This is a genomic window from Cyanobacterium sp. uoEpiScrs1 (assembly GCF_947331815.1).
Lineage (GTDB): Bacteria > Cyanobacteriota > Cyanobacteriia > Cyanobacteriales > Microcystaceae > Rippkaea.
Window position 1 is genome coordinate 2386807 of sequence record NZ_OX373462.1, and the last position, 23918, is coordinate 2410724.

Annotated in this window: 11 protein-coding genes; 5 read left to right on the forward strand and 6 right to left on the reverse strand. The window is 32.2% G+C overall.

Annotated elements, in window-relative coordinates:
* Positions 1-311 precede the first annotated feature (311 nt).
* Positions 312-1328: an adenosyl-hopene transferase HpnH gene (gene hpnH, locus OXU93_RS08270; RefSeq protein ID WP_267383723.1), complete on the forward strand. Its 1017-nt coding sequence runs from the start codon at positions 312-314 to the stop codon at positions 1326-1328.
* Between the two features lie 934 nt (positions 1329-2262).
* Here hpnH and OXU93_RS08275 read toward each other — a convergent pair.
* Positions 2263-2439, reverse strand: a complete 177-nt coding sequence (locus OXU93_RS08275) for a hypothetical protein (RefSeq protein WP_267383724.1) — start codon at positions 2437-2439, stop codon at positions 2263-2265.
* 1113 nt (positions 2440-3552) lie between these two features.
* Between OXU93_RS08275 and OXU93_RS08280 the strand changes: the two genes are divergently transcribed.
* From OXU93_RS08280 to OXU93_RS08290, 3 genes are all read left to right on the forward strand, one after another.
* Entirely contained in the window at positions 3553-5022 is a 1470-nt protein-coding gene (locus OXU93_RS08280) for a TldD/PmbA family protein (RefSeq protein WP_267383725.1), read from the forward strand.
* Positions 5023-5438: 416 nt separating this feature from the next.
* Entirely contained in the window at positions 5439-7748 is a 2310-nt protein-coding gene (gene hypF / locus OXU93_RS08285; RefSeq protein WP_267383726.1) for a carbamoyltransferase HypF, read from the forward strand.
* A 278-nt stretch (positions 7749-8026) separates the two neighbouring features.
* Complete coding sequence (locus OXU93_RS08290) at positions 8027-8284, forward strand: HypC/HybG/HupF family hydrogenase formation chaperone (RefSeq protein ID WP_267383727.1); 258 nt, start codon at positions 8027-8029, stop codon at positions 8282-8284.
* 533 nt (positions 8285-8817) lie between these two features.
* Here OXU93_RS08290 and OXU93_RS08295 read toward each other — a convergent pair.
* The 4 genes from OXU93_RS08295 to OXU93_RS08310 form a co-directional block, all read right to left on the reverse strand.
* The gene (locus tag OXU93_RS08295; protein ID WP_267383728.1) at positions 8818-9789 is read right to left on the reverse strand and encodes a heme o synthase; all 972 of its coding nucleotides are present in this window, start codon (positions 9787-9789) and stop codon (positions 8818-8820) included.
* Between the two features lie 144 nt (positions 9790-9933).
* Complete coding sequence (locus OXU93_RS08300) at positions 9934-10851, reverse strand: COX15/CtaA family protein (RefSeq protein ID WP_267383729.1); 918 nt, start codon at positions 10849-10851, stop codon at positions 9934-9936.
* Between the two features lie 1158 nt (positions 10852-12009).
* Positions 12010-12903 (reverse strand): tRNA (adenosine(37)-N6)-dimethylallyltransferase MiaA, encoded by an 894-nt coding sequence (miaA, locus tag OXU93_RS08305; protein WP_267383730.1) that lies wholly within the window; start codon positions 12901-12903, stop codon positions 12010-12012.
* Positions 12904-14109: 1206 nt separating this feature from the next.
* A complete protein-coding gene (locus tag OXU93_RS08310) occupies positions 14110-15810 on the reverse strand; it encodes an ABC-F family ATP-binding cassette domain-containing protein (RefSeq protein WP_267383731.1) in 1701 nt (566 codons plus the stop codon).
* A gap of 1193 nt (positions 15811-17003) precedes the next feature.
* Between OXU93_RS08310 and gyrB the strand changes: the two genes are divergently transcribed.
* Positions 17004-18929 (forward strand): DNA topoisomerase (ATP-hydrolyzing) subunit B, encoded by a 1926-nt coding sequence (gyrB, locus tag OXU93_RS08315; protein WP_267383732.1) that lies wholly within the window; start codon positions 17004-17006, stop codon positions 18927-18929.
* A 1079-nt stretch (positions 18930-20008) separates the two neighbouring features.
* On the opposite strand, the gene gyrA is transcribed toward gyrB, so the two are convergent.
* On the reverse strand, positions 20009-22591 hold the full coding sequence (gene gyrA, locus OXU93_RS08320) for a DNA topoisomerase (ATP-hydrolyzing) subunit A (RefSeq protein ID WP_267383733.1): 2583 nt from the start codon (positions 22589-22591) through the stop codon (positions 20009-20011).
* Between the last annotated feature and the right edge of the window lie 1327 nt (positions 22592-23918).

Consider the following 23918-nt stretch of genomic DNA (forward strand, 5'->3'; position numbering starts at 1 on the left):
TAATTAATTTTTACAATTTTTTTGTATAATTTTTTACTTAAGTTAATATTTAATGATATTTATTTGTAGTATATATTTATGTAATAATATTGAATTATTTAATACTAAAATTAGTCGATAATTTTTTCTGAAAAAGAATAAATTTAATGCTTTACTTTTTTAAAATTCTAGGTTTGTACTGATTGATTTAAAACGTATATAATATATGACACTCATTTTATTTATTCTAGATAATTTATATGATGCGCAATTTGTCAATTCGTAATTCCTGTGTTTATAATACTAAGAAGTTCAAAGGTGTGAAGAGGTCTATGGCTATTCAATTGCGACAAGCACTCAAAGTGGGAACTTATATCATCAGTCAACGTTTATTGGCTCGTCAACGTTTTCCCTTAGTATTGATGTTAGAACCCCTATTTCGTTGTAATCTGGCCTGTTCAGGATGTGGAAAAATTCAACATCCACCAGAAATTCTTAAGCGCAACCTGACTCCAGAAGAATGTTTTGCTGCAGTAGAAGAATGTGGTGTACCAGTAGTATCTATTGCAGGAGGAGAACCTTTATTACATCCGCAAATTGACAAAATTATTGAAGGGTTGGTGCACCGTAAAAAGTTTGTTTATTTATGTACTAATGCTCTCTTATTGGAGAAAAGTCTCGAAAAATTTGTACCATCTCCTTATTTAACTTTTAGTGTTCATCTTGATGGTTTACAAAAAAAACATGATGAATTTGTTGATCGCCAAGGAGTCTTTGATAAAGCGATTATCGGAATTAAGGCAGCGAAAGCAAAAGGGTTTAGAGTAACTACAAATACAACGGTTTTTAAAGGATCGGATCCACAAGAAATGCAGGAATTTTTTGATTTTCTTGATAGATTAGGAACTGATGGTATTATGATTTCTCCAGGTTATAGTTATGAATGGGCTCCCGAGCAAGATAACTTCTTAAAACGGGAACAGACTAAGAAGTTATTCAAGGAAATCTTGACTCCTTGGAAGTTAGGTAAAAAGAAATGGAATTTTAATCACAATCCTCTATTTTTAGATTTTCTGTTAGGAGAGAAAGATTATGAATGCACTCCCTGGGGAAGTCCCAGTTATAGTGTCCTGGGTTGGCAAAAACCCTGCTATCTTTTGAACGAAGGTCATCATACAACCTTTAAAGAACTATTAGAAGAAACTAAGTGGGACAATTATGGTCACAAAAGTGGTAATCCCCAATGTGTTGATTGCATGGTGCATTGTGGTTATGAACCCACTGCCGCTGTAGATGCAATGAAACCTGCTAATATGGGACGTGCTTTGGAAAGTATATTTAGTGCTTAAGGTTTATTTAAAATAGATTTTTTGAAATCAGATAGTTTTATGTTAGCCTAGGAGTTCTTCCTAGGTTTTTTATACAAATAAATAACACTGTCTTATACAATGTATAAATACATGAAAACTCTTAACTCATAAAAAATATATAAATTATTTTAGTTTAATAAGTTTAAATAAATTTCAATAGTAACAATACTATTAGTTGTTATTAAATTAATATTTATTTTGTATAGTTTCAATAGTGTTTGAATTTTTTTGTTTAATTTTTGAGCAATTAACCCCCTGATTTTATACCAAGTAGCAAAAATTTTTTTATTTATAAAATTTATCCATAAGATAATTAACTAGCCTCTAGAGCTAGAGTTGGTATCTCACATTTTTCTTAGAACACGTTACCTAATAATTCATCATTTTATTTTTTTATATTCTTTATATTTCTTGTTTGATTTTATAAAATAAAGTGTATTAATTTCAGTAAGTCTTTAGTCATTTTCTTTTTTATTAGAGTTGTTTAATATCCTTATTTTTAGTTTAATAGTAGTTACAATTAAGTTTAAGTTAAACCTAATTTAGGTACATGTTGTTTTTACTATTGTTAAAAAGGTTTTAAATGTGGTAATTATTTTAAATTCTATAAAATAGATTAATACTACATTAATATCTGAATATTTATCAATATATTAAAATTTTATATTTTTGACTTAAAAAGGAGAATAAAATGTATATTACACATAATATTTTTAATATTAAAACTACTAAATTATCTATTTATAATGACAATTTTTATAAAAAATATTAACTGTCATGGACTATATGTTTTTTAACTACAATAATACAATTTCTTTTAGTTTTTAGTAATTTTTATTTGAAAACCTACAAAGTAAATTAAATATTGTTATCTATATTTAATATATAGTCAGTTGGAGATCAACTATCAACTCTAATGTTCGGCTTCACTAATTCGTTCAAACTCCCAGTGACTTGCATCAATCTCACTAAGTAACGCTCCCAATTTTTTTTTAGCATCCTCTTCGGAGGTTGCTTTAACGGAAAAACAGGCACTAAGAATGACTTCATAGTATTTATCTGGTTTAAAGGGTTTAATAGTGTGTTGCATAAGAGAAAATCTGAATATTCCTAATCAGTCTAAAATTAAGAGCCATTCTAACTACTATTGTAAAATGTATTTTTTCTTTTATGTTCTCTAGTTGGTGATTAACTTGGCTTAGCTCATCGTCATCAGTATAACATAAAAAAATCTTTATAAAGATCTATATTAATTAACCTCAAAACTTAGCTAATATAATTAGAATAAAAACAACTACTAAAGTTTACTTACACTTTAGTAGTTGTTTTGAGAACAAGAGCAGAAATATTTCGTTTATATTTAAATAAATTTAAAATAACTATTACATAGAATATTCAAAATATGTACAAACTCTTACCTTCTTTAACAAGAAATAACTTGCATATATATCAAGTGTTTATTACCTAATTTATCAAAAATAAACTAAGAAATATGGAAACAAAAAGTAAATGTTATAATTAACAAATTATATATAAAAACATGAATATTAAAGACATCATTCCTAATAAATATATTATACTTTTGTATAAATCATAAAATAGAAGCTAATTATACAAAGTACAATATAAAAATAAACAAATATAGTATTAATACCTAAATAAAATAAAGATTCCAACTTAGAAAATTTTAAAAAATAGGCAAATAAAAAATATAATAATAGTAAATAAATCAATAAATAGATATCCTGACTATCAGGTCTAATAGGTATAGATATCTTGTCAAGCTATTATAAAATACTTATCATTAATAATCTCAAAAACTAAACAAATATTAGATTAGTTTTACTGAAATATTAGTCGTAAAAATACAAACAAAACATATAATAGTTGGTTATCAAATAGGATATTAAATTAATCTAATAATCTTTTTTTATATTATTAAAAATAAAATAAAATTCTCGGAGAGAAACAAAAGAAATTATCTCTAAAATTGAATTGTTTACATTAGTATTATTGCAAGAGAAGCTTCACATGAATTAGAAAATATTAGAAAAATTTTTATAGCTATCAAAAAAAATAATTCACCAAACTTCATTAAACACCTAACAAATACTAGATAAATTCATTGAAAGATGAGTTAAACTAACGAATGCGCCCCTACAAATCAGCAATATCATTGAGAGCTAGTTAAGGAACACAACTTATGGTACCCACACTATTAACGTCTAAAGAACTCCCTGACTTAACTTATCATTTTAGCCGCGATCACTTTGACCAAAGTTGGCAAGCTCCCCTATCTATTTTACTAGGATTAGGACGGGCAGCAGGGGCGGATTTTATCGAATTTTTTCTAGAGCGGGTAAACTATATCAGTTGTTTAGCTGAACAAGACACTATTACAAGTCTATCCCCTCGTCTCTCCACAGGAGCTGGTATACGTGTCTTTCGAGGGAAAGAAGATTGTTATGTTAGTACAAATGATATCTCTTTTACAGGGCTTAAAACTGCCTTAGAGAAAGCACTATCTATTTTGGAGCTAACCTGTATTTCTTCCAACGCTTACATTCCTGAAATTAACCTAGAAATGATGCGAGATTATGCAAAAGCAAAAGATAAAGAACTTTGGCTGGGTAATTGCAGTTCCATGGCAGATATGGGTGATGTTCTGTTATCCGCTAATGCAAGACTGGAAAAAAAGGCAAGTCATGCCCAGTCTCGTCGGGTTATGTACTTTCGTGATTGGCAAGAAATCTTGGTCGCCGCTAGTGATGGAGTTTTTGCCAGAGATATTCGCTTAACACAATCTGTAGGTTATTCACTATTATGTTCCGATGGAGAGCACCGCACCTCTGTTGGTAAACGGTTTGGAAACACCAGTGATCCCTATTTTCTACAAGAATGGGACTACGAAGCCGCTGCTGAAGAGGTAGCCGAATCTGCAGGTAAAATGCTCTATGCAGATTATGTTGAATCGGGTAATTATCCAATTATTATGGCTAATCAGTTTGGTGGGGTTATTTTCCATGAAGCCTGTGGACATTTACTAGAAACTACCCAAATTGAACACAAAACTACTCCTTTCATAGAGAAAAAAGGTGAAAAGATTGCCCATGAAAGTTTAACGGCTTGGGATGAAGGGTTATCTAATCAGGAGTTTGGAACCTTGGATATGGACGATGAAGGAATGCCAACACAATGCACTTTATTAATTGAAAATGGCATTTTGAGAAACTTTTTAGCTGATCGTACAGGATCAGTCCGTACTGGACATCCTCGTACAGGAAGTGGTCGCCGTCAAAGTTACGCTTATGCTGCAGCCTCACGTATGCGAAATACTTATATTGCTCCTGGTGAGTATTCTATTGACGATCTTTTTGCATCAGTTGATAAAGGAATTTATTGTAAGCAAATGGGAGGAGGAAGTGTTGGTCCTACTGGTGAGTTTAACTTTTCTGTTTCTGAAGCTTATATGATTGAAGGGGGAAAAGTAACCAAACCCCTTAAAGGGGCAACTTTGATTGGAACCGCCAAAGATATTATGAAGGAGATTTCCATGTGTTCCCAAGACTTAGGGCTAGCTCCTGGTTTTTGTGGTTCTATCAGTGGAAGCATTTACGTTACTGTGGGACAACCTCATCTAAAAGTTGACAAAATTACTGTCGGGGGACGATGATTTGATCTATTGTTAATAGATGATTGGGGATTTTAAATTAAAAACACAATTATTATCCCCATTTATTACTTTACAATTCTAGTTGCCAGTACAATAAACAGTGGTGAATTAATAAAAAATGAAAGTAATTCAAAACTCTATAATAGACATAACTTATTTCTTGTCAATAAATTATTTAAATATAATAATAGAAAACTAGATTAAACGAGTTATAAGTTTGGGCTTAAATTCAATAATCAAAATAAATACTTAACTGAATACACTCAGATATTTGTAAATTAAACTTTAAGTTTAAAAGAAGCTAAAAAATTAAATAATTAAAGTAAGTAGAATTAATAAATAATGAATCAGAGTATTTTATCAGCCTTTCATTTTATGTATTATTTTGTTCACTTTCCTGACTAGTTTTTTAAAAAATGATTAAAGAACGATTAAGATTGTTGATATTTGGAATGGTTCAAGGGGTAGGATTTAGACCTTTTATTTATCGACTTGCTACAGAATTAAATCTCACGGGGTGGGTTTGTAATTCTGCTGCGGGAGTGTCTATTGAAGTAGAAGGGAAATCAAAAATACTGAAAGAATTTTTATTAAGAGTGGAGACAGAAGGTCCACCACAATCACAGATTCAATCAATAGAAACTACTTGGTTAGATTACAGTGGATACACTACCTTTGATATTTATCATAGTGTCGGTGGAGAAATAAATGCCATTATCACACCTGACTTAGCTACATGTTCTGACTGTTTACGAGATATTTTCGATCCCCAAAACCGACGATATAGTTATCCTTTCACTAGTTGTACTAATTGTGGTCCTCGTTATACCATCATTGAATCTCTACCCTATGATCGCCCTCAAACTACTATGAAAGAGTTTCTTATGTGTTCTGAATGTAAACAGGAATATAAGAACTCCTATGATCGTAGATTTCACACTCAGCCGAATGCATGTCCCCGTTGTGGACCCCAATTATCCCTTTGGGACAAGCAAGGAAACAATATAGCTGCTCAAAAATCAGCTCTGAAAATTGCAGTAAATTCTATAGAAGAGGGAAAAATCATAGCAGTTAAAGGACTAGGAGGATTCCATCTAATGACTGATGGGAGCAATCCTAATGCTGTTAGAAAATTACGACAGCGCAAAAGTCGCCCTCAAAAACCTTTTGCCTTAATGTATCCATCCCTTGAGTTAATTAAGAACCATTGTCTGGTTAGTCCTCTAGAAGAAGAATTATTAACCTCTCCTGAAGCTCCTATTGTTTTACTAAAACGTAAATCAAATTATATTAACTTATGGAAGTCTATCGCTCCAAACAATCCCTATTGGGGAGTTATGTTGCCCTATACTCCTTTACATCATTTATTACTTTCAAACAGAAAATTTCCTTTAATCGCCACTAGTGGAAATATATCCGATGAGCCCATCTGTATTGATGAAAAAGAAGCTATAAAAAAATTAGGACATATAGCCGATGTATTTTTGGTCCACAATCGTCCCATTCTACGTCCTGTAGATGATTCTGTTGTTCGCGTTATGGCGGGAAGAGAAGTAGTTCTCCGTCGTGCAAGAGGATATACACCTTGTCCTATTATTTTAAAGTCAGAGAATAAAACGCAAAACACAGAAATTGAACATTCACCTCCATCCATATCTATTCTAGCCACCGGTGGACAGTTGAAAAACACGGTAGCAATTTTACGGGGTAATCAAGTATTTATGAGTCAACATATTGGAGATTTAAGTAAATATAAAACCTTAAGTACATTTTATCAAGAGATAGATAGTCTAAAAAGACTTTATGACCTTAAACCTAGAGTTATCGCTTGTGATGCACATCCTGACTATCTTTCAAGTCAATTTGCCCGATCCCAAGATTTGCCAGTAGTTAAAGTACAACATCATTATGCTCATGTTCTCTCTTGTATGGCAGAAAATGGAATTAATGCACCTGTTTTAGGAGTTGCATGGGATGGCACAGGTTATGGAACAGACGGTACGATCTGGGGTGGAGAATTTTTGTTAATTACTGACGCTGGTTATCAACGAGTTGCTCATTTTCGACCTTTTAGATTACCTGGAGGAGATCGGGCAGTTAAAGAACCAAGACGTATTGCTTTAGGTATGCTTTATGAGGTTTTTGGGTCTTTTGACGGATTAGAAAAATTGCAATTATTTGAAGATTGTTCTAATAAAGAATTAGAATTAATCCAACAAATGTTATCTCTTAATTTAAATGCTCCGCTGACTTCAAGTGTAGGACGGATCTTTGATGGAGTAGCTTCTATTTTGGGTATTTGTCAACAAACTAGTTTCGAAGGACAAGGTGCGATGTCCTTAGAATACAAAGCTATCGACTGTAAAACAGACCAAGTTTATCCCTATGAAATATTAGGAACCAGTTTTCCTTTAATTATCGATTGGCAATTGATTATAAAAGAAATTTTAAACAATATTTCAGAATGTTTATCTATTGAGGAAATTTCAACTAAGTTTCATAACACTTTAGTTGAAGTAATAATTGAAATTTCTCAGATTATCTCAGAAAAAAAAGTTGTTTTAACAGGAGGATGTTTTCAAAATAAATATTTAACTGAACAAGCAGTTAGTCGATTAAACCAAGAACAATTTATTCCAGTATGGCACAAAAAAATACCTCCCAATGATGGTGGAATTGCGTTAGGACAAATTATGGCGGGAATATCGCAAATACTAAACCGATAGAATATATAGCTACTAATATCAAATTATAGCTAATAATCATTCTTTATTAACTGCCTAAGTATCCTGCCAAGGATACTATAGAGCAAAAATTCTAAAAAAAACTGACAGCTCAGTTTAAGAAAAGTTAATAGGTTATACTAAGTGGCTATTTTTTTTCTAGAATATTAAAAACTAATCTTATCATAAACCTTCCATGTCTTAGGAGACTAAGGTGCGAGCAGTCTAACATTAAAGGTTTAAGATTGTTAGTAAGTGTTTTTTTTGAGGATAATCAAAGGATGTGCTTAGCTGTTCCAGGTAAAGTTCTTAATATCACTGGGGATAAACCCTTAATGAAAAAGGGAAGAGTAAGTTTTGGTGGAATCATTAAGGAAGTAAGCTTAGCTTATGTTCCTGACGTCAAAGTAGGTAGTTATGTAATTGTTCATGTGGGATTTGCTCTCAGTATTTTAGATGAAGAAGCTGCGCAAAAAAGTCTAGCCGAATTCAAAGAAATGGAGAAAATTCTACAAAGTAATAATGACAACAACTTATAAGTTCCAGAAACTATATCTAATTTTAAAGCGATCTTGAGTATACAGACTATTGATTAACCTTAGTTATAATAATATTTATAGACATTATTATTATTCTCAATACATAGAGTGGAACACAACGAAGCAGAGAGTTATGTGGGAATAATTAACTCTCACAATACGGATAGTTTAAAGCAGGATGAACTCATCTATTAATAATAGATGGAGAGGAACTTTTCAGGGCAGATAGATATTAGCTATCAATCGATCTCGAAAGTCAAGAAAATAATTCTAAATACTTCAACAGGTATTTGGTCTAAAAGGGCTTTTAGACTTGACGTTAACCTTTTTAATCTCAAGAATGCTTATTGCTTATAAAGTTCTCTTTGGAGATATCTCAAAATTCTGTTAATTAGTTTTGTATTAGGTATCGAAATTAGGTTTTATGTTTATCGTATCATGCATCAATATTCATCTTGAGATAATCAAGGAGTAACCTGCCAGAATACCCTACACCTTCCCATGCCAGGGTATCCTGACAGAAAAATCCTGAGTTATCCAAAGGAAATTAAGTTAACTAACATATTTAAGTTATCTCCAACAGTTGCAATTAATTGATGGGTCACAGCCAGACTATCAACAACCATTCCTGTGCAGAGAAGCATTAAGTAAAAGATGGAAAATTTGAATAGTGCTCGTGCTAATTCTTGATTGAAGGGATCTTGTTTTAATCGCCAAGCCTTCTGGATAAATTTACCCCCCAAAACTACTGCAATCACACCATAAACTATCCCAGATACTCCTAGAGGATAAACCAGAAGGAAAGTACAAGGAATAACTAGTAAAGTGTACCACCAAATCTTACGAACCGTAGACTCTTCTCCTTCTACCACCGGCATCATAGGAACATTGACCTGAGCATAATCCTCTTTGATCATTAATGCCAAGGCCCAGAAATGGGGAGGAGTCCACAGGAAAATGATAATAAATAAAACCAAAGCGACCCAACTTAAACCTCCTGTTACTGCTGCCCAACCTACCAGAGGAGGAATAGAACCTGCCGCACCACCAATTACAATGTTTTGTGTACTATTACGTTTAAGAAAGTGGGTGTATACCAGCATATAAAAAATAATGCCAGACATAGCTAATAAACCACTAGTAACATTGATAAATAAGGCAAACAGACAGAAAGATAAGATTGCAAGGATGACAGCAAAAATGAAGGCATGACGTGATCGTACTCGCCCAGAAGGGATAGGACGAGCCCGAGTCCGTAACATTTCATAATCAATGTCACGATCATAAATGCAATTCATCACCTGGGCTGAAGCAGCGGCGAGAGTTCCTCCTAATAAGGTGATAAATAGGGTAAACAGATCCACCCGGCCTCCACCAGCAATCCACATAGCAGAGGTGGTAGTGATCAGTAATAGTGGAATAATACGAGGTTTAGTTAGCTGATAATAGCTATTTATGACTTGTAGCCAGTTTTCGTTACGGGGGGCAACATCAGTCCCAATCATTAATACACACCAAATTCTGTTGATTTACTTGAGGTTTTGTCAGTTTTTGTTCTTGAAGCATTGATGAGAACAGAACTTCTTTTGGACCCTAAATTAGTCAAAAGTTTCAATTCTAATTTCTAACTTCTGTGCAGTGGTACCACACTAAAGTGAGGAACTCCTGACATCACGAATGGCTAACGTTGTCAAGGCGACTAACGTACCAAAGAGGGCAGCACCAAAGGTATGGTGAGCCACAGTTAAAGGTTCTACTTGTAGATGTAATCGGAAAGTGGCAATCCCTAACAAGATTTGTAAGACCACAATGCCGCCAGCAACCCAAGCGAGTTTACGTAACCAGGGATGGAGGGCGGAGGTACTCCAAGCGATAAACACAACACTAAGGGTCGCAATAGTAGCTGGAAAAACACCAATGATATGGCTATTCATCACGGTGCATAGTTGCGAACCCCCAAAACATTGATGTACCGCCCATCGAGATCCCACTAAGGCGCCTAACAAACATTGTAGATAGACTAAAGTAACAGCGATGGTTGCTCCCCAACTTAGTTTTTTTGCGTTGGTGGTTCCTTGATAGGGTGTAAGACACACAGCAATAACAATAAGAGTTCCTAAAAAGAGTAAGGCTGTTCCAAGGTGGGCGGTTACAATATCAAACCTTAGCAGTTGAGTTACTGTAAGTCCTCCTAAGACTCCTTGGAAGACAATCAACCCCAACGTCCCCAATGAGGCCCAAGGCAGCCATTCAGGTAGTTCTTTCCGAAACCACCATGAGAGTCCGAGAAGAACGAAAGTACTTAAGCCAATAAGAGAAGCATCGAGACGATGAAACCATTCGAGAAACACTTGTAGGTTCATCTGTTGACTGGGAACCAATTGACCATAGCATAACGGCCAGTCAGGACAGGCAAGACCTGCATTCATTACTCGTGTAGCACTGCCTACTGCCATTAAAAGTAGGGTAGCAATAGCAATTTTCCAGACAAGGGAGCGTATCCATTTCTGAATTCGGGGGCAGTCGCCAGTAACTTTAATTTGGGATTGAAGAACCGAATCTGTCATAGCATTCTAATGCTTTATTAAACATTTATATGTCTTCACTGTGAGTATTTACTCTCTTGAAGATTGAGTTTGGTTGAAACAGCTAGTCAGATTCTACTGAACAGTCTATCTTTCTTGCACCAATTAATGTAAAGGTTTTAATATATTTCAGATTCGGTTAACAATTGCTTTACGTAAGTTTACATTGAAAGGATGAATCATTACTTTGATTTTTTCTCAAAAGAAAATTGTATAAGTTCATACTAAAGTTGATGCAAAACGACAAACCAAAATTTTTTATGTAAAAAGTGAGTTAAGTTTAACTTATTTCTTTCGTTGAACTTAAAGTATGAGTAGATGTCGTGAAGAAAGGAATAAATTATAAGCACTAAGACTTTAAACGAAATTATCATTATGCTAATAATAGTAAAAATTTATTTTTTTATAAAAAACCAGTATATTTATTGTTCCCATCTCTTTTCTTCCAGTCTTACCTTTTCTAAGAAAATATTCCTAATAACATGATATGCCTTAATTGTTTATTTTTATAAGCATAAACTAAAAGATAACTTGCTATTACTTATTTGTAAAATACATTGTGAATAATTCACAATCCCAATAGTCAATTTAATACATAGTTTGCTGAGTAGATAAATATTGTATTTTTATATATCAATATTATGTTGTTTTCTGTTTTTTATAGCTTAGATTAATATGTTAAAAGTTAGTCTTTTACTTTTTTTTATATTATCTATCTTCTAAAATTAAAAAATAGACAATTTTTGATATTCAAAAATAGTTATGAAAATAACTAATTTGTAGTCTATTAGTTTACTCTAGCTATTTTTTTACTCTCAATATAATTACTTCAATAAGCGTGGCACCTTTATTTTTGATTGAGCTTTTGCTACAATATTGCCTGATGTTATAGCAATATTATTTATATAATTATTATTGTACTAGGGATTGTATTAAGTTACTTTTTATAAAAAATTAACTCTTATCAATAATTATTGCTTTAATTTATATTGTTTACTGTTTTAATTTAGACAAAATATTTTATCTATAGGTTAAACTGCTAACTAAACTACTATTGTCAATAGTTTAGTTTCGCTATACTACATATTTATCTAGAAAAAATTTCTTAAATATAATTACACATCTATTTATCTTTTTTATTTAACAACTGGTTAATTTAGACCAAACTTTTTCTAAGAAATTGGGAGAGGTTATATCAAACCATTCAATTTCTTTATGGGTACGGAACCAGGTTTTTTGATGTTTTGCAAATTGTCTAGTGTGTGTTATTATTGCTTTTTTAGCCTCAGCTAAGGACAAATTTCCCTGAAGATACTGTTTAATTTCTAAGTATCCTAAGGTATTTAATAGCGGTAGATTCCACCCGTATTTCTGTATTATTTTTTCAACTTCTTCAATTAATCCCATATTAACCATATCTTCAATTCGTTTTCTAATTCGTTCTTGCAAATATTTCTGTTCACAGTACAATCCAATTTGCACGATGGGATAAGAGGGAGGATTCTCTCCCTGTTGTTCAGAAATAGGGCATCCTGTGACGTAAAATACTTCTAAAGCACGGAGAGTTCTTACTTGATCATTGGGATGAATTCTATTAGCAGCAATCGGATCAACTTGTTTTAATTTTGCATAGCATTGTGATTGACCTAAAGCACTGAGTTGTAATCGTAATTGAGGTTGAAACGCAACTCTAGGAATTTTCAATCCTCGTATGATTGATTTGATATATAAACCTGTCCCTCCCACTAAGAAAGGAGGGGATAGAGGAGGAGCTGACTCAATTAATGATTGTGCTTTTTCTTGGTATTGAGCTAAAGTTAATGTTTGTGTTGGTTTGCAGATATCAATCAGATAATGAGGAACCAGAGCTTGTTGTCCCAGAGTTGGTTTGGCTGTTCCAATATCAAATTCTTGATAAACTTGACGAGAATCAGCACTAATAATGAAGGAGTTTAAACGTTGGGCTAATTGACAGGCTAACCAAGATTTGCCTGTTGCTGTTGCACCACATATAACAATTAGATGGGTTTGCATAAAAATCTACTAAAAACATGTCATCATTTAACGATGATTTTATCAGTAATTAAATAATAAGATGAGTTGCAGTATCAACTATTTTTCGTCAGAAAACTATTGTTGACAAAATTAAACTGTACCTCACTTCAATAGGTCACTCTCTCCGGGTTTATTCTTGATAATAAATTAACCTTTTAAATATCGTTAATTGTTTATTGTTAGTTATTTAAAATTTGTGCATTAAAAAAATACTTATTTAATACATAATTTATTGGTTATTTTTTATTATTGTTTTCTTCATTTACAAATAAATAATATATATTTTCAGTTATCCTAGTCCGATTACATTTTACATTTTATTGCTTAACTTAATCAGTGTAATCTATATAATAGCAATTTAAATATTAAAAAATTGATAAATTCAGTCATAGCTTTCAAACCAATTTCTTTATTTTTCTTTTGTTTAAAATATATATTTTGCTATTTTAAAGCATATAAAAATAATACAGCTTGTAGTGTTTGTATCTATTTTTTATTTTGTTATGATATAAGATGTTAATTACTACCCTAGAATACATAATTAATTACTATTCATTTTTTATGTTTTATATCTATAAAAATTATTTAATTTAGACAGGTTCAGAGATGTCAAAACCTAGATAGTGGTTGTCGGTGTTAAAGACATATAAAAATATCCGGAACATTATTCAAATAATAATAATTAACAAATAAATAAATTTTTGTTAACATCCTAAAATAATTATTTATTCTCCCATTATTCTTAACTCCGTTTCTCTATTAAAAATTAGTTATTTTTTCTTGACCTATATTCCCCTACAAGAGTTATTTTCTTTATAAAAAACTATTTTGGTCCTTGAATATAAAATATTAATTTTTACTCCTTAGAATTCAATATAAGAGTGTTTGGACTGTTTATGAAGTCAATAAAAAGTAGCCACGAGCAATTACCAAAAAAGTCTAGACACTATCACAATTGCCATCACTTTGCCTAGATAAAAAAATTAATCAATTATGAAAATACATCTAGCTTCAATAGAATGTTAATTCTGGAATAGATTGACTGTCTTCTTACTGAATTTACAATTACTCGTTGTACTTGCATACATTGACTAGACTCCTATTAACTAAATCCATTTTATTTAAAATTAGTATTCTTTAAAATTTTTAAAAAACTAAATTAAAACTTTTTAAAACAAATGTAGATTACATCTTTGATTTTTTTGCCCTCTCTTTTTCCTTTTTTTTAGCTCTTTTTTTAGCTTTTTCAGCTTTTATTTTCTCTTCCTCTGCTTTTTGTCTTTCTTCTTCTTTTTTTTCTAAATATGAATGATAATTTCCTGAATAAACTATTAATTCTCCTTCTTTAATCTCAACAATTTTATTAGCAATTTTAGAAATAAAATAGCGATCATGGGATACACATAAAACCGTTCCCTCATATTTAGATAAAGCTTCTTCAAGTGTTTCTTTAGCTGAAATATCTAAATGATTAGTTGGTTCGTCAAGAATTAATAAATTAACAGGTTCTAGCAACATTTTAAGCAACGCAAGTCTGGCTTTTTCTCCACCACTTAACCCTTCAACTTTTTTGAACACTGTTTCTCCACTAAAAAGAAATCGACCTAATAAAGAACGAACTTTTGTATTAGTCCAATCGGGAACCTCATCATGAACTGTGCTTATAACAGTTTTACTTAGATCTAATGCTTCAGCCTGATTTTGCTCAAAATATCCTGGAATAACATTATATCTTCCTAATGTTATCTCCCCATCATCAGCTTTTTCTAAGTTCATAATTAAACGAAGCAGAGTTGATTTTCCTGCGCCATTGGGACCTAGTAAGGCAATACGATCACCTCGTTCTACTAATAAATTTGCCCCTAAAAAAAGAATCTTATTTTCATAACTATGGACTAAATCTTTAATAAGTATAACCTCCCGTCCACTAGTAGGAGCTTGAGGAAAATCAAACTGTAAAGTTTTTACATTTGCCATGGGAGCATCTAAGGTTTCCATTCTCTCGAGTTGTTTTTCACGACTCTTTGCTTGGGTACTACGAGTCGCACTAGCTCGAAAACGTTCAATAAATTCCTGTTGTTTTTGTATTTCTTTTTGTTGCCGTTGATATGTATTTTCTTGAATCTCTCGATTCATAATTTTTTGTTGAAGATAGTTAGAATAATTTCCAACATAAGTGCTAGAAACACCACGCTCTGTTTCAACAATTTTTGTACACAAACGGTCTAAAAATTCTCGCTCATGAGAAACAATTACCATTGGTATATTAAGTTTTTTGAGATATTTTTCAACCCATTCAATGGTTTCTATATCTAGATGGTTAGTCGGTTCATCAAGTAATAAAATATCAGGGTCTTGTAAGAGAATTTTTCCTAAACTCATCCGCATTTGCCAACCACAACTAAAAGAACTTACCAAACGCTCACTATCTTCAGGATCAAAGCCCATCTCCGGTAGTATTTTGGCAATAGCGGCATCGAGAGAATAACCATCAAGAGCTTCAAATTCTCTTTGTAATTTATCTAGTTTATAGATTAATTTATCTAATTCATCAGAACTGGCGATCTCCATCTTATGAAGAATTATGGTTAATCCTTGATGGACGCGATTAGCTTGTTCAAATGCAGCCCAGAATTCTTCATGAACAGTTCGACTTGGTACAACCTCAAATTCTTGGGTTAGATAACCAATTTTCATACTTTCTGGCCGAACTATCTCTCCAGAAGTAGGTTCCACTTGTCCCATAATAATCTTAAGTTGAGTAGATTTACCTGCCCCATTTGCTCCCACCAATCCGACCCGTTCTCCAGGATTGACTTCCCAAGTGATGTTTTTTAACACTTCTGCAGTGGGATAGATTTTACTAATGTTTTCTAGTCGCAGCATACGATTATTCGTTTAAATGTTTAGATACACAGTATACTATCTGCAATACTCATTAGAATAGACTCTAATGAGTATTCAAGTTAGAGTCAAAATCTTTATTTATCTCTAGATTCTAGAAAAGATTATTTTTTGCCCTATACTTTAACTACGTACGATTAAATTATCAGAAATAATTTATACAATTGATTAATAAGCAATCCGTTATAATTTATATCTAAATAAAATATATTCATTAAATTTATTTTCTGGAATATAATTCTTTACGTCCGATACAGAAAAAATATTACTATGGTCTACAGATATAGGTCTTTCACTTCTGTTGTTACTAGTGATGACGATTACTTCTGAATAATTGTGAGCTAAAATAAACTATAAAGGCTAATCTATATGAAGAATAACACTTAGTTCCTTATTAGATAGTCGTCAAAACTTTATTAGTTGCTTAGGACTTAAGTACTTGTTATTGAGGACTAATTTTTACTTTGATAATTTTTAGTTTTTGATCACTTATGTTTCTAATACAATAACTTAAATTACTGCTTAACAATAACTATGCTATGTTGTTTTAACAAGATATTTATTGAGCAATAAATATTTGAATTATATTTAAATAAGTACTTATTTAAATATAATTATTAGTGCTTAATTTTTAAATTAATAGATTGTATAATAATCACGTTATGGGGATAATAGTCAACTAAAATAATAGTAAAGTCAATATAAAATATTAATTGTAAAATTTAAGTATGGCAATATATTGTTATGTTTTATATTATATTTTTATTCTTTCTTTAATTGTTATTTATTGCTTGCTATCAAATATAGCAATTTTTGCCATAAATTACTATATTGTCTATGTTTAGATAGTTTAAATATTTTAATATTTAGTTCATAAAACTAATTTAAAGACTCAATTATTAATACTAATTTAACAATAAGTAAATTTTAAAAATTTATCTTTATAAGTCAAGAATAATAGTATTCACAGTTATTGACTCCTACATTCAGTCAAAAGTTGAATTTTCGACTAGATTTATTTCTAGAATTACTATCCACACCCAAATAAAAACCTCTCTCCAAACCTGGCTAAAGCAGTCTTTAAACCTTATATGCTAAAATTTTTGAAGATTTTGTCATCAAGGGGTTAGAAGTTCCCCTGTAAGCTATTATTAAGCTATTTTGGGAAAATATTTATGACAACAAGCGATTACGGTGCACAACAGATACAAGTCCTTGAAGGGTTAGATCCCGTCCGCAAGCGTCCAGGGATGTATATTGGAACTACTGGACCCAGGGGACTTCATCACCTTGTCTACGAGGTCGTCGATAACTCCATTGATGAAGCCCTCGCAGGCTATTGTACTCATATTGAAGTTGATATAAATTCTGATGGGTCTGTCACTATTATAGATAATGGCAGGGGGATTCCCACCGATATTCATCCTACTACAGGGAAATCTGCCTTAGAAACGGTGATGACAGTTCTCCATGCTGGTGGTAAATTTGGGGGAGGAGGCTATAAAGTTTCTGGAGGTTTACATGGCGTTGGAGTTTCTGTTGTCAATGCCTTGTCAGCATGGGTCAATGTTAAGGTTTGGCGAGATAAAAAAATTCATATCCAACGCTATGAAAGAGGAATTCCCATAGGATCGCTAGAAGCTGCACCTGACCCTAGTCACGCTACTGGAACCTCCATTTCTTTTTTACCAGACACCCAAATTTTTACAGTAGGAATAGAGTTTGACTATAGTACTTTATCCAGTCGACTGAGAGAATTAGCTTACCTCAATGCAGGAGTTACTATTTCTTTTAGAGATTATCGCTCTAAAGAGCCTCATATTGAAACCTATTGTTATGAGGGAGGGATTAAGGAATATGTCATCTATATGTGTCGACAAAAAGAACCCCTACATCAAGACATCATTTATGTTTCTGGAGAGAAAAATGGGGTTCAAGTAGAAGTAGCTCTGCAATGGTGTCTTGATGCTTATAGTGATAATTTATTGGGTTTTGCTAATAATATTCGGACTATTGATGGGGGTACCCATTTAGAGGGCTTAAAAACAGTTTTAACTCGGACCATGAATAATATTGCTCGCAAACGCAATAAAATCAAAGATAATGAGTCTAATTTAGGGGGAGAAAATATTAGGGAAGGATTAACAGGAGTAATTTCTGTTAAAGTTCCTGAACCGGAGTTTGAAGGACAAACAAAAACTAAATTAGGTAATACAGAAGTTCGGGGGATTGTTGATTCTTTGGTGGGGGAAGTTCTAAATGAATATTTAGAATTTAATCCTCATGTTGTCGATAATATTATTGAAAAAGCAATCCAAGCTTTTAAAGCAGCAGAAGCAGCACGACGTGCCAGAGAATTAGTCCGCAGAAAGTCAGTTTTAGAGTCATCCCCTTTACCTGGAAAATTGGCAGATTGTAGTACTAGAGATCCTGAAGAGGCTGAAATTTATTTAGTGGAAGGGGATTCTGCAGGAGGAAGTGCCAAACAAGGACGTGATCGTCGTTTTCAAGCTATCCTACCTCTACGGGGAAAAATCCTAAATATTGAGAAAACCGATGATGCAAAAATTTATAAAAATAACGAGATTCAATCGTTAATCACAGCTCTAGGATTAGGCATTAAAGGAGAAGAATTTGATGACTCTCAATTGCGTTACCATCGAGTAGTTATTATGACTGATGCAGATGTAGATGGCGCGCACATCCGCACCCTTCTATTAACCTTTTTCTATCGCTATCAACGGGAATTAATAGATCGTGGCTATATCTATATTGCCTGTCCCCCTTTATATAAAGTAGAAAGGGGACGTAATCATGTTTATTGTTACAATGAGAGAGAATTACAAGAACATCTTCACAGCTTGCCCTCTAATGCTAATTACACTATTCAACGGTTTAAAGGATTAGGGGAGATGATGCCTGCACAACTATGGGATACTACTATGAACCCTGAAACCCGTACTATGAAACGGGTAGAGATTGAGGATGCTGCTGAAGCTGATCGTATATTTACTGTATTAATGGGAGATCGCGTTGCACCACGACGGGAATTTATTGAAACCTATGGACCTAAATTAAATTTGACTGACTTGGATATATAATCTTTGTACTGAATGTTCGGTACAGTATTAATAATAAACAGAACATTCGGTACCAATCTATTCCGGCTTGAATTGAAATATCTTTTTGACAAAGTGGAATTACCACACACCAGTTTAATATTTTAATCGTTGGTTATTTTGTTTGCATTTAAATTTAAGTGTGATAAGTTGGTCGAAAAATATTAATTTAATAAAACTCCCCTTTTTAAGTAATTAATATCAATTAGACTATAAACCGGTCTTTCAATCAATTTAATCATCTTATTCATAGGATATAAACAATTTTGTACTGAACTGAACACCTCATGAGACATTATTCATATAAATAAACTAACGATAGTTTACTAGGAAAAATAATTGATAATCCCTTGGGTAATTATCTATAAATCTATACACATAATCCTAATTAAGTTTAGTAGAGTTTTTGAAGCACATTAAAATCTTATCTTGACTGATAAAATGAGAATTAACTAATTTTACGGCTTTGAGATTCATTAGACTGATAATAACATTTTTATTTCAATACTGATTTTCGTTACACTTTTGTAGTATTTTATGTATTAAAATAATTTATGTTTATTCTTTGCAGTAATTATTTTAGATGCTAAAAATTTAACTATTATTCATAACCAAATAGACTTTATTCTTATCATTCTATATGATTAACTTAAGGAGATGATTATCCTTAAATTTAATTGTAATTATTGATTAATTATTTAACAATAATTAATATTGATTCTTTATTATAACAACATGAGTTTTTAAACCGAGTCTGATTATAAACGAGTGTATGAATATCAATTTTTTAACTTCATAGCGTAGTAGACTTGCTTCTGAGTTAAAGATAAATTTAATTAAAAATTATCTTGAAACCTAAAAATGTTAATCACGAACTATTTTGATAAGTTCTATTAATGTGAGAACTCATATTTATTTAATTAGAATTAAGATAAATTATAAAATTAATCAACAACTAACACCAACTATAATACAAATTGTTTACTGACACTAATATAAATCTAGCTATCAATATAAAACTATTAGTAGGGATTAACAATCGTTAATCCCTACTAATAGTTTTATTCCTCTTCACTTTCGTTTACTTCATTACTTTCTTCTTCTTGTGCAGCCGGAGGAACTAAGGCAACAGCAGCAATCGCGTCATCATCGTCTAACTTTTGTACTCGAACTCCCGTAGCCATACGAGATTGTAGAGAAATAGCATTAACTGCTTGACGAATAATAATCCCTCGGTTAGATACAATCATCAACTCGTCATCTTCATTTACAATATGCAGCGACGCTAGACGATCAGTTTTAGATTTAAACTTAATAGCTTTAACTCCCATTCCTGCGCGATTTTGAAGACGAAATTTATTGACTGGAACCCGCTTTCCATACCCTCCGTTAGTAATAGCTAATACCCAAGGACCACTAATAGTTTCGTCGGTCTCAAGTAATTCGTCGGTCTCAAGTAATTCGTCGTCTTCCTCCTCTTGTGTATCCTCCATTCCAGCTATCACTTGACTTGAAAGAATATCCATACTAATAAAGTCATCATCTGACTTCAATTTCATGGATTTAACCCCTCGTGTGGATCGTCCTAGAGGTCGCAATTGCTGGTGATTAGCGTGAAAATGAATTGCCATTCCTTGGCGGGTACCGATAATAATACTATCCTCTACCCTAGCAAGTCTTACCCAACGCAGTTGATCTCCCTCTCCTAAAGAAATGGCAATTAATCCGTTGGCGCGAATGTTACTAAAGGCAGCTAAGGCTGTTTTTTTGATGTATCCTTTACGGGTTAACATTATAAGATAAATATCTTCACTAAACTCACTTACTGCCACAATAGAAGTGATTTTTTCATCTTTGGGAATTGGTAACATCTGGACTATGGTAACTCCCCGCGCAGTTCGAGAGGCTGCGGGAATTTGATAAGCGGGGATACCATAGACAACACCACGATCACTGAAAAACAGAACTTGGTCGTGATCACAACAGGTTAAGAAATGTTCAACTACATCATTTTCCTTTATCTTTGCTGCCGCTTTGCCTCGTGTTGCCCTACTTTGTGCCCCAAAGGTTCTGACAGGCATGCGTTTAATATATCCTTGTTCTGTGAGGAGAATAATTGCTTGCTCATTAGCAATTAAATCAGTATCAATGATTTCTCCGTCGTCACGAATAATTTCGGTACGGCGAGGGGCAGCATGAATAGATTTAATTTGTTCGAGTTCTTCTTTGATAATAGTTTCGACACGTTCGCGTTTAGCTAAAATATCTTGTAAATCGGCAATTTTTATTTGTAATTCTTTGTGCTCAGCATGAATTTTATCAGCTTCTAAAGCTGTGAGGCGGCGCAATTGCATTTGTAGAATGGCATCTGCTTGAACAATGGAAAGACTAAATTGTTCGACTAATTCCTCTTTAGCAGTCGCTATATCAGCTGCTTGGCGAATTAATTGAATGGCTGCATCTAAGTTGTCTAAAGCGATCAGTAATCCTTGTAATAGATGATCTCTTTCTTCAGCTTTGCGTAACTCGTATTTGGTTCGTCTGGTAACAGTCTCAATTCTAAAATCAAGAAAAACCTGGAGAAAACCTTTGATAGTAAGTAATTGTGGTTCTCCATTAACTAATGCCAGCATATTAGCCCCAAAGTTGCTTTGGATTGGAGTTTGTTTATATAGATTGTTAAGAACAACACGAGGATAAGCATCCCTCTTAAGTTCAATTACAATCCTCATTCCGTCACGATCACTCTCGTCTCGAATATCAGAGATTCCTTCAATACGTTTATCGTTAACTAAGTCAGCAATTCTTTCAATTAAAGCGGCTTTATTAGTTTGATAAGGTAGTTGGGTTACAATAATGGCTTCGCGATCAGGTCTACCTCTTTGTTCAATAGTGACAATAGTAGCCACCCCTCGCATTGTAATCGAGCCCCGTCCAGTAGTATAAGCATCTTTAATACCTGATTGACCTAATATCTGTCCTCCAGTAGGAAAGTCAGGACCAGGAATAAGTTTTCTTAGTTTTACCTCTTCTATCTCTGGTTCATTTATCAATGCTATGGTTCCTTCGATCAATTCTCCTAAGTTATGGGGAGGAATATTCGTCGCCATTCCCACTGCAATTCCCGAAGAACCATTAAGTAATAATTGAGGAATTCTAGCAGGAAGTACGATCGGTTCTTGTTGTGAGCCGTCAAAGTTGTCAGCAAAATCAACTGTTTCTGATTCAATATCTGTTAATAAAGAATTTGTTGATAAGGATTGTAGACGACACTCCGTATAACGCATAGCTGCAGGAGGATCATTATCTACCGATCCAAAATTTCCATGCCCTTCAATGAGTGGATAGCGCATAGAAAAACTTTGCGCCATCCTTACTAGCGCATCATAAACGGCGGTATCACCATGGGGGTGATATTTCCCTAAGACTTCCCCAACTACCCTGGCACACTTTCGGAAGGGGCGTTCAGGAGTCAAACCTAGTTCGTACATAGCGTAAAGAATACGACGGTGGACTGGTTTTAACCCATCCCTAGCATCGGGTAATGCCCGTCCTACAATAACGCTCATAGCGTATTCTAAATAAGAACTGGACATTTCATTACTCAAGTCTGTGGGGATGATCCGATCTTGAGAAGCAGTCATAGGGTAATCAACTCCATTAAAGGTTGCAGATTAAGGAGATTCTATCTTAAAAAGAGACAAGCAAGCCCTAGTTAAAGGACTTAATTCTAATTTAGATAGTTAAATTTGTTTTAATATCCTTTTGGATTTTAACATAACTACCCCTTAGATAATATATTATTGTCAGTCTATTATTTGTGGAAAATTAATACTTTAATGAAGAGGTCAAGGAGAACATATTTTAACTTTATAGATTTTTGGTAAAATCTATAAGTAATTTACCTTTTTTATTTTATTTTCTAAGTATTATTTTATTATTATACATATAAAATTTTTGGTAAATCTATTATGTAAATATTAGAAATGTAAAGAAAATTCAAAAATTTATAGGTAATTAATTACAGTTGATAATTATTTATTAAAAACTTTATTCCCTATTTAGTTACTTAAATATAAAGTATTTAATCTACTTTTTATAAGCAAAGCATAAATAGATAGTAAACATTCTTAATAGTTGAAATTTTAAAAACTAGCTCAAGATTATAATTATAATTCAACTACAAGTATAAAAAGCTAGTACTAAAAAAATCTAAATATGTATTATTTTTACTATTTAAAGATAAGACTATTTGTATAGCAATAATTGAGTAAAAATCAGTAAATAATATTTTCTAAGCTCTATAAAAATAGATTCTAATAAAATTTAAGGAAGCGAATATACATATTAAAAATAACTATAAGATATCATAATTTAAATCATAGTATAAGTTTCTTATATATATTTAACATTTTAAAAATTGAATGTTTAATCGTATCACAAAAATACTACAGTTTTTAATATTAATAGATTAAAGAAATGAGTTTCAATATAAGATTTTGTAAACCTAATACCACACAAATAATTTGCTCAAAAAACAAAAATCTAAGTTCAATTAGACAAATAAAACACTACTATCTAACACAAAAATATACTTAGTAAAGTAAAGTAAATTTAAAGTAAATATTAATTATGTCTAGGTAAGAAACAAATTAATAAACAGTAAGGATCATTAACAACAAGTGTAATTAGAAGTAAACGGTAGATTATATATATCTAAAATCTAGGTTAAGATAGTGGCTATTTGACTTGAAACTGTGAAGGTAACAACTTTTGATAAAATTGTTATTAAAAATTATTTTTTAACATAAAACTAATAAATTTTCTCAGAGACTAGTTTCCTTTGACGTTAAATAAGTATATTATCTATATTAATAATATACTTTTAAATATAATTAACAATATCAGAAAATATCTTGTGACTACTTTTTTTTATATAAAGAAGTTTTAATATCATCTTTTTATCAAAAA

What these genes read in the sequence shown, in the direction of transcription:
- hpnH (WP_267383723.1), top strand. Translation starts at nt 312, where the DNA reads ATGGCTATTCAATTGCGACAAGCACTCAAAGTGGGAACTTATATCATC.
- OXU93_RS08275 (WP_267383724.1), bottom strand. Translation starts at nt 2,439, where the DNA reads ATGCAACACACTATTAAACCCTTTAAACCAGATAAATACTATGAAGTC.
- OXU93_RS08280 (WP_267383725.1), top strand. Translation starts at nt 3,553, where the DNA reads ATGGTACCCACACTATTAACGTCTAAAGAACTCCCTGACTTAACTTAT.
- hypF (WP_267383726.1), top strand. Translation starts at nt 5,439, where the DNA reads ATGATTAAAGAACGATTAAGATTGTTGATATTTGGAATGGTTCAAGGG.
- OXU93_RS08290 (WP_267383727.1), top strand. Translation starts at nt 8,027, where the DNA reads ATGTGCTTAGCTGTTCCAGGTAAAGTTCTTAATATCACTGGGGATAAA.
- OXU93_RS08295 (WP_267383728.1), bottom strand. Translation starts at nt 9,789, where the DNA reads ATGATTGGGACTGATGTTGCCCCCCGTAACGAAAACTGGCTACAAGTC.
- OXU93_RS08300 (WP_267383729.1), bottom strand. Translation starts at nt 10,851, where the DNA reads ATGACAGATTCGGTTCTTCAATCCCAAATTAAAGTTACTGGCGACTGC.
- miaA (WP_267383730.1), bottom strand. Translation starts at nt 12,903, where the DNA reads ATGCAAACCCATCTAATTGTTATATGTGGTGCAACAGCAACAGGCAAA.
- OXU93_RS08310 (WP_267383731.1), bottom strand. Translation starts at nt 15,810, where the DNA reads ATGCTGCGACTAGAAAACATTAGTAAAATCTATCCCACTGCAGAAGTG.
- gyrB (WP_267383732.1), top strand. Translation starts at nt 17,004, where the DNA reads ATGACAACAAGCGATTACGGTGCACAACAGATACAAGTCCTTGAAGGG.
- gyrA (WP_267383733.1), bottom strand. Translation starts at nt 22,591, where the DNA reads ATGACTGCTTCTCAAGATCGGATCATCCCCACAGACTTGAGTAATGAA.